Origin of the sequence: Streptomyces sp. NPDC048248 (genome assembly GCF_043201875.1) — a bacterium.
GTDB lineage: Bacteria > Actinomycetota > Actinomycetes > Streptomycetales > Streptomycetaceae > Streptomyces.
The window spans coordinates 30,471-42,162 of the sequence record NZ_JBICZL010000009.1; the positions used below are offsets into that span (position 1 = coordinate 30,471).

Here is an 11,692-nt window from a genome sequence, read left to right on the forward strand (position 1 = left end):
CCGAAACGGCGTACGGCCGGGGCACGGCCAGGCGCACGTCCCCTACGGGACGGTGCGGTGTGTTCAGCCACCCAGGGGGAGGCCCTTGGTGACGGCGCCCGCGGGCAGGTTCTTGCCGACCGGCAGGCCACCCAGCAGGTTGCCCTTCGAGTTGCTCTTGGTCTTGACGACGCCGCCGACCGGCTTGGCGTCGGCGGACTTGGAGACCGTCTTGGCGGCCTGCTCGACCGGGAGACCGCGCAGCACACCCGCGGTGTCGATCGCGTCGGCCGCCGGGGCAGCGGCGGCGGTGCCCGCGGCGGTGGCGGCGAAGGCGGCACCGAGCGCGGCGACACCGAGAGTCTTGATGGTTCCCTGCTTCATCGCTTTTACGTCCTCGTGATGGGGGCTTGACCGGCTAGGAACCTACTGACGGGGCCACCGGCGCCGCAAACAGCGAGAAGCGAAGAAAAAACGGCCGGTGGACAATCCACCGGCCGTTCGAATAACGCCTTCAACCACCGTTACACAGCGTCAGACCCGCTGTTCACAATGGGTGTGGTGCCCGCGTGACGGAAGAGCCATTCAGCCCTCAGCGCCGCATATTCGGGCTTGATCACGTCGTTGATCATCGCTAGACGTTCATCGAAAGGAATGAACGCTGATTTCATCGCATTGACTGTAAACCACTGCATGTCATCGAGCGTGTACCGGAATGTCTTGACCAGGTGCTCGAATTCCCGAGACATGTTCGTACCGCTCATCAACCGGTTGTCGGTGTTGACGGTCAGGCGGAACTGCAGCCTGCGCAGCAAGCCGATGGGGTGCTGCGCGTAGGAGTCCGCGGCGCCGGTCTGGAGGTTGGAGGTCGGGCACATCTCCAGCGGGATGCGCTTGTCCCGCACGTACGACGCGAGCCGGCCGAGCTTGACCGAGCCGTCCTCGGCGACCTCGATGTCGTCGATGATCCGCACGCCGTGGCCGAGGCGGTCGGCGCCGCACCACTGCAACGCCTGCCAGATGGACGGCAGTCCGAAGGCCTCACCGGCGTGAATGGTGAAGTGGTTGTTCTCCCGCTTGAGGTACTCGAAGGCGTCGAGGTGGCGGGTGGGCGGGTAGCCGGCCTCGGCGCCCGCGATGTCGAAGCCGACGACGCCGAAGTCGCGGTAGCGGTTGGCGAGTTCGGCGATCTCGAGGGCGCGGGCCGCGTGCCGCATGGCGGTCAGCAGTGCGCCGACGCGGATGCGGTGACCGTTGGCCTTCGCACGCCGCTCACCCTCGCGGAAGCCGTCGTTGACGGCCTCGACGACCTCTTCAAGGGTCAGCCCCGCTTCGAGGTGCTGCTCAGGCGCGTACCTGACCTCGGCGTAGACGACGCCGTCGGCAGCGAGGTCCTCGGCGCACTCGGCGGCCACCCGGGTCAGCGCCTGGCGGGTCTGCATGACGGCACAGGTGTGCGCGAACGTCTCCAGATAGCGCTCCAGCGAGCCGGAGTCGGCGGCCTCACGGAACCAGATCCCGAGCTTTTCCGGGTCGGTTTCGGGGAGCCCGGCGTAGCCGGTCTCGCGGGCCAGGTCGACGACCGTACCGGGGCGCAGGCCGCCGTCGAGATGGTCGTGGAGCAGCACCTTGGGGGCGCGGCGAATCTGTTCACTGGTCGGGAGGTTGGTGGTCTCGCTCGTCATTTCGGCACTCTAGCCCCTACGCGCGTAGATCTCATCGAACGATACGTAACAGTGACCCGTCGGCGGGGTGGCCCGTACGCCTCCTTCTGCCATCGTTCTCGTCATGGCTCAGCAAGCGCTGCCGGTGCGCGAGGCCCGGCTGGGAAAACCGCTGGGATCGGCCGGCGAGGACATGACCCGCGCGGCACTGCGATGGCGGCGTACGGAGGGACGGTCGGCGGGCGCGGTGAACGGTGTCGCGCTTTTACTGCCGGCGGGTGAGCCCACCGGGGTGCGGCGCCCGTCCCCCATCTCGGCACTCGCGGTGCGCCCCTTCGCCGTCCGGCTGGCGAAGGCGGGGCGCCCGGAGGGGCTGACCGCCCATGTGGTGCGCTACCGCTGCCGCGGATGGAACGGCGCGGCCGCCCATCCCGCGCGGGATGCGACGTGGGCGCTTGAGGAGGTGGTCCGCCGCTACGGCGATGTGCCGGTGTGCCTCGTCGGGACCGGCATGGGCGCCCGTGCCGCGCTGCATGCCGCGGGTCACCCGGCAGTGCATTCCGTCCTGGCGGTCGCCCCTTGGTTTCCCGAGCCGGGCCCGGACGCGGCGAAGCCGGACCCCGTCAAACAGCTCGTGGGGCGGCAGGTGTTGCTTGTCCACGGCACGAACGACGAGCGCACCGACCCCGAACTGTCCTACCGCTACGCCGAGCGCGCCAAGAAGATCAATCGCGACACCTGCCGCTTCGAGGTGCACTCCGACGGCCATTCGCTGAGTCAGCACCGCCCCGAAGTCCTCGCTCTGGCCGCCGACTTCATGCTCGGTTCGCTCTTCGCCCGGGACTACGCCCGGCCGGTGCGCGACGCCCTGGCGGCGCCACCGCCGCTCGGCCTGCGGATGCCGCTGGCCGCCGGATTCGGAGCGTCGCTGCGGCACTGAACGTCACCGCGGGCGCTCGGGGTCCGCGGCCGCTCCCCGCCGGTCTCATCGCGGCAGCAGCAGTCCCCGTCGGCTCAGCAGGAACTTCTTGAAGGCGGCCACGGGCGGGGTGTCCGGATGTCCGCCCAGCCAGGCCACGCCGATCTCGCGGACGGCGCGTGGCGCGGTCACGGTCAGTTCGGCGACACCGGGCCGCGGCACCGCCGGTGGCGGCAGCAGCGCCACGCCCAGACCGGCCGCGACGAGGCCGCGCAGCGTCTCGGCCTCCTCCCCCTCGAAGGCGATCCGCGGGGTGAACCCCGCCTCGGCGCACAGTGCGTCGGTGATCCGGCGCAGCCCGTAGCCCGGTTCGAGGGTGACGAACAGCTCGCCCGCGGTCTCCGCGAGGCGGACCCGCTTGCGGCCGGCCAGCGGATGGTCGTCCGGGACGACCAGGCGCAGCTTCTGCTCGTCCAGGCGGCGGGCGACCAGGTCGGGGTAGTCAGGGACGGGTGAGGTCAGGCAGAGGTCGAGGTCGCCTGCGCGCAGCCGCTCGATCATCGCCTCGCCGTAGTTCTGCACGAGTTGGAAGCGCACGCGGGGGTGGTCGGCGCGAAAGGTGCGGATGAGGCCGGGGACGGTCTCGGGGCCGAGGGTGTGCAGAAAGCCGAAGGCGACCTTGCCAGCGGTGGGGTCGGCGTCGGCCTGTACGGCTTCGGTGGCCCGCTCGATGTCGGTCAGCGCGCGCTCGGTGGAGGCGAGGAAGGCGCGGCCGGCCGGGGTGAGGGAGAGGGTGCGACCGTGCCGGGCGAAGAGGGCGACGCCGAGGTCGTCCTCCAGCCGGACGATGGCGCGGCTGAGGGTCGGCTGCGGCATGCCGAGCTCCTGCGCGGCGCGGGTGACGTGCTCGTGCCGGGCGACCGCGGTGAACTGCGCGAGGCGCGGGGCGAGCGTCAACGCCCAGGAGTCGACGCCGAGCTCGGCGGCCTCCCCCGCGTCCGGCGCGCCGACCACGGTTCCGTGTCGTGTTCCCGACGTCTCATTTCTGTTGCGAGCTTGCGACAGAGGCGCTCGTGAACTGGGATCATGTGTCACAGCATCGATTATGGCGTTTCCATGCATTGGACGCATGAAACGCCGACGCCTACTTTCGAAGCATGCCCTCCGCTGATACCGGGGCGTCCGTCACCGACCGTGCGGCCGCCTCTCCCCAGTCGTCCCCCGACACCTCTCGCACCGCCGCCGCCGTCGACCCCGAGTCCGGCAAGCTGCACCCGGGCGGCCCCGGCTACCGCCGGATGAGTTTCGCCCTCTTCGCCGCCGGAGTCGCGACCTTCGCACTCCTCTACTCCACCCAGGCACTGCTGCCCGCGATCTCCACCGACCTCGGTGTGACACCGGATCAGGCCAGCTGGACCGTCTCGGCGGCCACCTTCGGACTGGCGCTCGCGGTGATCCCGCTCAGTGCGCTGTCCGAACGCCTCGGCCGCCGCACGCTCATGACCGCCTCGCTGACCGTCGCCGCGGTTCTCGCGCTGCTGGTGCCGTTCGCCCCGTCGCTCGGCTGGCTGATCGCGCTGCGGGCCGTCCAGGGCGTCGCGCTGGCAGGTCTGCCCGCGTCGGCGATGGCCTTCCTGGCCGAGGAGGTACGCGCCAAGGCCCTGGTGGCGGCCATCGGCCTGTTCGTGGCGGGCAACAGCATCGGCGGTATGTCCGGGCGCATCGTGACCGGCTGGGTCGCCCAGCTCTGGGGCTGGCGGGCCGGACTCGGCGCGGTGGGCGTGCTGGCCGTGCTGTGCGCGGTGACCTTCCGCCTGCTGGTGCCCAAGGCGCGTCATTTCGTGCCCCGTTCGGTGGGACCGCGGACGCTGGCACGTACGCTCGGCCGTCACCTCGCCGACCCGTTGCTGCGGCGGCTGTACGGCATCGGCGCGCTCTTCATGACGGTCTTCGGCGCGGTCTACACCGTCATCGGCTACCGCCTGGTGTCCGAGCCGTTCAACCTCCCCCAGGGCGTCGTCGGTTCGATCTTCATCGTCTACCTGGTCGGTACGGTCTCCTCGGCCGCTGCGGGCAAGCTCGTCGGCCGGATGGGCCGCCGGGGCGCGCTCTACCTGGCGGTCGGCGCGACCTCGTCCGGTCTGCTGCTCTCCCTCGCCGACTCGGTCGCCGCGGTGCTGGTGGGCCTGATCCTGATCACCGCGGGCTTCTTCGCGGGCCACGCGGTCGCCTCGTCCTCGGTCAGCCGCACCGCCAAGACGGCGCGCGCCCAGGCGTCGGCGCTCTACCAGTGCGCGTACTACATCGGCAGCAGCCTGGGCGGTGCGCTCGGCGCCCTCGCCTTCCACGCCGCCGGCTGGGAGGGCACCGTCCTCCTCGGCCTGGTCGCGATGGTCGGCGCCGCCGGCATCACGCTGTACGCCACCCGCAAGGCCGTGGTCGAACGCCGCCTCCTGCACCTGGAGAAGGCCGCGTAGCGCCGCACGGCCCCCCGTACCGAAGGGCCCGCCCCACCACCTGTCCTGGTGGGGCGGGCCCTTCGCCGTCAGGCTCCGAGGGGGAACCCGCTGGTGTCGAGGGTGAGTCCGAAGGGCGCGGGAAGGTGGACGTCCTCGCCGAACTTCAGCCGCTGGAGCTCTTGGTAGACCTCGTCCTTCGGCTCCCCGTAGAGCGTGACCGTGGGCCCTGCAGGGGCGAAGCGGTCGATGAGGAGGTAGAGCGGAACTCCCGCCTGTGCGTAGGCGGCTGCCTTGTTGATGCGGTCGTAGCTCGCGTTGGACGGCGAGGTGACCTCAACGACCAGTTCGGCTGCTGGGAGGGGGGCGGAGTCGCTCCCCTCCAACTGGGCCACCACCCCGTACGGAATAACGACGAGATCCGGGATGTAGAGGCGGCCTCGGGAGGGGTGGGCGGCACCAAGAGTCTGGTAGACCCCCCACTCATCGGGAAGCACGGTGTACAGCCTGCGCTGAACCTGCTCGGCGATACGGTTGTGGGTCGCGGCGGGGGGTGGTGTCACAACGATGGTCCCATCAATGATCTCCACCTTGCTGCCCTCGGGCCAGTCCGACTCCTCCCAGAAACGGACAAGCTCTTCCCAGTGCTGAGCCGGTGCAGGTTCAGCGGGGAGTGCACTCATGGCGGTCTCCTTACTCGTGTGACACCGATCCCAGCATGCCCAACGGGACCCGTGGCGGTCCACAGGTCCCGCTCACCCATATGGGAAACCCCCAGGTCAGCCGATACGTTCCAGCACCACCGGCGTGGTGGCGAAGGCCGCGTCCTCCGGGCCGACGAGGACTCCGCCGTCGAGGGCCTCCAAGGCGTAAGGGAACTTCTCGGGGGTGTCGGTGTGCAGGGTCAGCAGCGGCTGGCCCGCGGTGATGGTGTCGCCGGGCTTGGCGTGCAGTTCGACGCCGGCGCCTGCCTGCACCGGGTCCTCCTTGCGGGCGCGGCCGGCGCCCAGGCGCCAGGCGGCGAGGCCGACGGCGTAGGCGTCGAGGGTGGTGAGGGTGCCGGAGGAGGATGCGGTGACGATGTGCTGCTCACGGGCCACCGGGAGGGCGGCGTCGGGGTCGCCGCCCTGGGCGGTGATCATGCGCCGCCAGTGGTCCATGGCTGAGCCGTCGGCCAGCGCCTTGGCGGGGTCGGCGTCCTTCAGGCCCGCCGCGTCGAGCATCTCGCGTGCGAGGGCCAGGGTCAGATCGATGACGTCCTGCGGGCCGCCGCCGGCCAGCACCTCGACGGATTCGCGGACCTCCAGGGCGTTGCCCGCGGTGCGGCCGAGCGGGGTGGCCATGTCGGTCAGCAGGGCGGCCGTACGGACACCGTGGTCGGTTCCCAACTCGACCATGGTGGAGGCGAGTTCGCGGGCGTCGTCGAGGTTCTTCATGAACGCGCCGGAGCCGACCTTGACGTCCAGGACCAGGGAGCCGGTGCCCTCGGCGATCTTCTTGGACATGATCGATGAGGCGATCAGCGGGATCGACTCGACGGTGCCGGTGACATCGCGCAGCGCGTAGAGCTTCTTGTCGGCGGGCGCCAGGCCGTCGCCGGCGGCACAGATCACGGAGCCGACGTCGCGCAGCACGCCGAGCATCTCGGCGTTGGAGAGCTGGGCGCGCCACCCGGGGATGGCCTCCAGCTTGTCGAGGGTGCCGCCGGTGTGGCCCAGCCCGCGGCCGGAGAGCTGGGGGACGGCCGCGCCGCAGGCGGCGACGAGCGGGGCGAGCGGCAGGGTGATCTTGTCGCCGACGCCGCCGGTGGAGTGCTTGTCCGCGGTGGGGCGGGGCAGGGAGGAGAAGTCCATCCGCTCGCCGGAGGCGATCATGGCGGCGGTCCAGCGGGCGATCTCCGTGCGGTTCATGCCGTTGAGGAAGATGGCCATCGCCAGGGACGACATCTGCTCGTGGGCGACCTCGCCGCGGGTGTAGGCGTCGATCACCCAATCGATCTGATCGGGGGTCAGTTCACCGCGGTCACGCTTGGTGCGGATGACGGAGATGACGTCCATGGAGGCTTCCTTTCGAACGGTTAACTCCCGTTCTACACGCATAGACCACATGGGGGCGAGGGAACGGCGGTGTGCGGGCGCACGGGGTTCTATCGGGCGAGGTGTTCCGGCCCGAAGGCGTCCGGCAGCAGCTCCACCAACGGGCGGATGCCCGCGGCCGTGTCGACCAGCAGCTCAGGTCCGCCGTGCTCCCAGAGGAGTTGGCGGCAGCGCCCGCACGGGACCAGCAGCTTGCCCTCGCCGTCGACGCAGGTGAAGGCGGTCAACCGGCCGCCACCGCCGGCGAACAGCGCGGAGATCAGGCCGCATTCGGCGCACAGGCCGAGGCCGTAGGAGGCGTTCTCGACGTTGCAGCCGGTGACGGTGCGGCCGTCGTCGACGACGGCCGCGGCTCCGACGGGATAGCCGGAGTAGGGGGCGTAGGCCCGGGACATCGCGTCCCGGGCCTGCCGCCTCAGCGACTCCCAGTCGGGAGCTGTGCTCACTTGCCCTGACCTCTCCGATACGTCTTGCCGATGGCCTTCGGCGGTCGCAGCCGCTGTGCGGCCAGCGAGAGGACCAACAGCGTGGCGATGTACGGGGCGACGCCGACGATCTCCAGCGCGACCGTATCGGACGTCGCGTACCAAACACCGAGCAACGCGGCGACGACCAGGCTGAGCACACCCTGGGTGAGCCGGCCCGCCCGCAGCTTCCAGACGGCCAGGCCCACCAGCAGTACGGCGAGCAGGAGCAGCAGCGCGTGGACGGTGGGACCGCCGCCGCGCAGCTGCAGGGCGTCCATGAAGCCGAACAGGCCGGCGCCCATGGCGACGCCGCCCGGCCGCCAGTTGCCGAAGATCATGGTGGCGAGGCCGATGTAACCGCGGCCGCCGGTCTGGCCGTCCTGGAAGATGTGCACGTAGATCGCCAGGAACGCGCCGCCGAGGCCGGCCAGCGCGCCGGAGGCGACCACGGCCGCGTACTTGTAGCGGTAGACGTTGACGCCGAGCGACTCCGCCGCGATCGGGCCCTCGCCGCAGGAGCGCAGCCGCAGCCCGAAGGAGGACCGCCACAGGACGACGAAGCTGAGCGCGAAGACGGCCACGGCGAGCAGGGTCAGCCAGGAGACGTTGCTGACCAGGGAGCCGGCGATACCGGCCACGTCGGAGACCAGGAACCAGTGGTGCTTCTCGACGGAGTAGAGCCACTCGGACAGGCCGGGGACGGTGAACGTCGGCATGTCCGGCATCGGTGGCGACTGCTTGTCGTTGCCGCCGGCCGCCGAGGCTGCGCTGCCGTCCGCGCCGAACCACAGCTTGGCGAGGAACTGCGTCAGGCCGAGCGCCATGATGTTGATGGCGACGCCGGAGATGATGTGGTCGACGCCGAAGGTGACGGTGGCGAGGGCGTGCAGCAGCCCGCCGAGCGCGCCGCCGAGGACGCCGGCCAGCGCCGCGGCCCAGGGGCCGTGCTGCCAGCCGATCGCACCGGCGGAGAAGGCGCCGAGCATCATCATGCCTTCGAGGCCGATGTTGATGACGCCGGAGCGTTCGGCCCACAGGCCGCCGAGACCGGCCAGACCGATCGGCACGGCGGCGTTGAGTGCCGCGGTGTACTGGCCGGAGCCGGTCAGGTTGTTGGCGCCGGTGACGACCCGCAGCAGGGACAGCAGGACGAGGCTGCCCGCGATGATCAGCAGGACCTTGGGGTAGCTGAGCTTGCGCCGGGAGGCGGTGGGCTTGCTCTTGCCGCCGCGGCTCTTGGTGGCCGGGGCCGTGAGGTTCGTGCTCACGAGGAGACCTCCACCGTCTCGGTCTTGCGGGTCCGGGCGGCGAGCTGCTCGCCGACCTGCCGCTGCTGGAGTCTGAGGCCGTAGCGGCGCACGACTTCGTACGCGATGACGACGCACAGCACGATGACGCCCTGCATCACGCCGACGATCTCCTGCTCGTATTCCTCGAATTCGAGCTGGGTGCCGGTCCGTTCGAGGAAGCCCCACAACAGCGCGCCGGCGGCCATGCCGACCGGGTGGTTACGGCCGAGCAGCGCGATGGCGATACCGGTGAAACCGATGCCGATGGGGAAGTCGGTTCCGTAGTTGTACGAGACACCGAGCAGGGTCGGCATCCCGATGAGACCGGCCGCGGCTCCGGACAGCAGCATGGAGGTGACGACCATGCGCTTGACGCTGACGCCGCCTGCCTCGGCCGCTGACTCCGACTGCCCCACGGTGCGCAGGTCGAAGCCGAAGCGGGTGCGGTTGAGCACGAACCAGTACACGAAGCCGACGATGACGGCGATGACGATGAAGCCGTCGATGGGCTTGGGCGTGGTGGGGAGGGTGAAGAAGTGACTGGAGGCCGGAAGGTCGGGCGTGTGGAAGAGGTTTCCGTCCCGCTCCGCGAGCCGTCCTTCCTGGAGGAAGTAGCCGATGACCGCGGCCGCGATCGCGTTGAGCATGATCGTGGTGATCACCTCGCTGACCCCGCGTGTGGTCTTCAGCAGACCCGCGATACCGGCCCAGACCGAGCCGACCACCATCGCCACGATGATGATCAGCGGGATCTGCAGGAAGCCGGGGAGCGTCAGCGCGCCGCCGACCACCGCGGCGAAGAACGCCGCGATGCGGTACTGGCCGTCCACGCCGATGTTGAAGAGGTTCATCCGGAAGCCGATGGCGACGGCGAGCGCGGACAGGTAGTACGGGATCGCCTTGTTGATGATCCAGACCTGGCTGTCGCTCTTGGAGCCGAAGTCGACCATCACCGTGTAGGCGTGGATCGGGTCCTTGCCGGTGGCCAGGATGATCATCGACGTGATGATCAGTGCCGCGACGATCGCCAGGACGGGCGCCGCGATCCCCAGGATCAGCTTGTTCTTGTCGAGCTTTTTCCTGGTGAGCTTCTTCGTGGCGAGCTTCTTCACTCGGAATCCGCCTCCTCGGACGACGGGGACGGCTCGGACTGGCGCGGCACCCGTGCCGCTTCGGCGTCGCCGCCGGCCGCGGTGAGGTGGCCGCTGGCGGCACCGGTCATGGCCGAGCCCAGCTCCTCGGGGGTGATGGTGGCGGGGTCCGCGTCCGCGACGAGCCGGCCGCGGTACATCACCCGCAGGCCGTCGGACAGGCCGATCAGCTCATCGAGGTCCGCGGAGATCAGCAGGACCGCCAGGCCCTCGCGGCGGGCGATGCGTATCTGGTCCCAGATCTGGGCCTGGGCGCCGACGTCCACGCCCCGGGTGGGGTGCGCGGCGATCAGCAGCTTGGGGTGGTGGCTCATCTCCCGGCCGACGATCAGCTTCTGCTGGTTGCCGCCGGAGAGCGAGGCCGCGGTGACCTCGATGCCGGGGGTGCGCACGTCGTAGGCGGCGACGATCCGCTCGGTGTCGGCGCGGGCCGCCTTGAGGTCCAGCAGCCGGCCCTTGGCATTGGGCTTCTCCGTGACATGGCCCAGGATGCGGTTCTCCCACAGCGGGGCCTCCAGCAGCAGCCCGTGCCGGTGGCGGTCCTCGGGGATGTAGCCGATGCCGTCCTCGCGCCGGGTGCGGGTGGGCGCGTGGCTGATGTCGGTGCCGTCCAGCGCGATGGTGCCGCCGTCGGGGTCACGCATGCCCATGATGGCCTCGACCAGTTCGGCCTGGCCGTTGCCCTCCACGCCCGCGATGCCCAGGACTTCGCCCTTGTGGATGGTCAGTGACACATCGTCCAGGACGGTGCGCTCGACCCCTTCGGCGTCCGTGGTGAGCAGCCGCAGCCCCTCGACCTTGAGCATCTCCACGTCCGTGACGGTGGATTCGCGGGTCTGCGGCGACGGCAGCTCGCTGCCGACCATCAGCTCGGCCAGCTGCTTGGGCGTGGTCTCGCCGGGCACGACCGAGGCGACGGTGGTGCCGCGCCGGATGACGGTGATGTCGTCGGCGACCGAGAGCACCTCGCCCAGCTTGTGGGAGATGAAGATGACGGTCAGGCCCTCGGCCTTGAGCTCGCGCAGGTTGTCGAAGAGGGCGTCGACCTCCTGCGGGACGAGGACCGCGGTGGGCTCGTCGAGGATCAGCGTGCGGGCGCCGCGGTAGAGGACCTTGAGGATCTCCACGCGCTGACGGTCCGCGACGCCGAGGTCCTCGACGAGGACGTCGGGGCGCACGCCGAGGCCGTAGCGGTCGGAGATCTTGACGATCTCGGCCCGGGCCTTGCCGCCGATACCGTGCAGCTTCTCGCCGCCGAGAACGATGTTCTCCAGGACGGTGAGGTTGTCGGCGAGCATGAAGTGCTGGTGCACCATGCCGATGTTGCGGGCGATGGCGTCGGCCGGGCTGTGGAAGCTGACCTGTTCGCCGTCGATGCCGATGGTGCCCTCGTCCGGCTTCTGCATGCCGTAGAGGATCTTCATCAGGGTCGACTTGCCTGCGCCGTTCTCGCCGACGAGCGCGTGCACGGTGCCGCGGCGGATGGTGATGTCGATGTCGTGGTTGGCGACAACGCCCGGGAACCGCTTGGTGATCCCGCGGAGTTCCACCGCCGGTGCCGCGGCGGAGGAACTGTCTGCCTGGGGGCTGCTGGACGCTTTGATGGCGCACTCTCCTCGGGGGACAGGGAGTGGTACGGAGATGCGGGGAAGCGACGATATCGCGCCAACT

General features: G+C 70.1%; 11 protein-coding genes. 2 read left to right on the forward strand and 9 right to left on the reverse strand.

Annotated features, from left to right (window positions below):
* Positions 1 to 63 precede the first annotated feature (63 nt).
* Both ACGFZW_RS20405 and ACGFZW_RS20410 read right to left on the reverse strand, forming a co-directional pair.
* A complete protein-coding gene (locus ACGFZW_RS20405) occupies positions 64 to 363 on the reverse strand; it encodes a hypothetical protein (protein ID WP_393894559.1) in 300 nt (99 codons plus the stop codon).
* A 140-nt stretch (positions 364 to 503) separates the two neighbouring features.
* Positions 504 to 1,664, reverse strand: coding sequence for an adenosine deaminase (locus ACGFZW_RS20410; protein ID WP_393894560.1), 1,161 nt, complete (start codon positions 1,662 to 1,664; stop codon positions 504 to 506).
* A 103-nt stretch (positions 1,665 to 1,767) separates the two neighbouring features.
* Between ACGFZW_RS20410 and ACGFZW_RS20415 the strand changes: the two genes are divergently transcribed.
* On the forward strand, positions 1,768 to 2,583 hold the full coding sequence (locus ACGFZW_RS20415) for an alpha/beta hydrolase (protein WP_393894561.1): 816 nt from the start codon (positions 1,768 to 1,770) through the stop codon (positions 2,581 to 2,583).
* Positions 2,584 to 2,628: 45 nt separating this feature from the next.
* Here ACGFZW_RS20415 and ACGFZW_RS20420 read toward each other — a convergent pair whose 3' ends face one another.
* On the reverse strand, positions 2,629 to 3,576 hold the full coding sequence (locus tag ACGFZW_RS20420) for a LysR substrate-binding domain-containing protein (protein ID WP_393894562.1): 948 nt from the start codon (positions 3,574 to 3,576) through the stop codon (positions 2,629 to 2,631).
* 143 nt (positions 3,577 to 3,719) lie between these two features.
* On the opposite strand from ACGFZW_RS20420, the gene ACGFZW_RS20425 reads away from it, so the two are divergent.
* A complete protein-coding gene (locus ACGFZW_RS20425; RefSeq protein WP_393894563.1) occupies positions 3,720 to 5,039 on the forward strand; it encodes an MFS transporter in 1,320 nt (439 codons plus the stop codon).
* 68 nt (positions 5,040 to 5,107) lie between these two features.
* Here ACGFZW_RS20425 and ACGFZW_RS20430 read toward each other — a convergent pair whose 3' ends face one another.
* The 6 genes from ACGFZW_RS20430 to ACGFZW_RS20455 all read right to left on the reverse strand — a co-directional run bounded on the left by ACGFZW_RS20430 (position 5,108) and on the right by ACGFZW_RS20455 (position 11,571).
* A complete protein-coding gene (locus tag ACGFZW_RS20430; protein WP_393894564.1) occupies positions 5,108 to 5,701 on the reverse strand; it encodes a Uma2 family endonuclease in 594 nt (197 codons plus the stop codon).
* 96 nt (positions 5,702 to 5,797) lie between these two features.
* On the reverse strand, positions 5,798 to 7,075 hold the full coding sequence (locus ACGFZW_RS20435; protein ID WP_393894565.1) for a thymidine phosphorylase: 1,278 nt from the start codon (positions 7,073 to 7,075) through the stop codon (positions 5,798 to 5,800).
* Positions 7,076 to 7,164: 89 nt separating this feature from the next.
* On the reverse strand, positions 7,165 to 7,560 hold the full coding sequence (locus ACGFZW_RS20440; RefSeq protein WP_393894566.1) for a cytidine deaminase: 396 nt from the start codon (positions 7,558 to 7,560) through the stop codon (positions 7,165 to 7,167).
* Entirely contained in the window at positions 7,557 to 8,849 is a 1,293-nt protein-coding gene (locus ACGFZW_RS20445; protein ID WP_393894567.1) for an ABC transporter permease, read from the reverse strand. The genes ACGFZW_RS20440 and ACGFZW_RS20445 overlap by 4 nt, the downstream gene beginning before the upstream one ends.
* Positions 8,846 to 9,982, reverse strand: a complete 1,137-nt coding sequence (locus tag ACGFZW_RS20450) for an ABC transporter permease (RefSeq protein ID WP_393894568.1) — start codon at positions 9,980 to 9,982, stop codon at positions 8,846 to 8,848. Before ACGFZW_RS20450 ends, ACGFZW_RS20445 begins: the two co-directional genes overlap by 4 nt.
* A complete protein-coding gene (locus ACGFZW_RS20455; protein ID WP_393894569.1) occupies positions 9,979 to 11,571 on the reverse strand; it encodes an ABC transporter ATP-binding protein in 1,593 nt (530 codons plus the stop codon). Before ACGFZW_RS20455 ends, ACGFZW_RS20450 begins: the two co-directional genes overlap by 4 nt.
* Between the last annotated feature and the right edge of the window lie 121 nt (positions 11,572 to 11,692).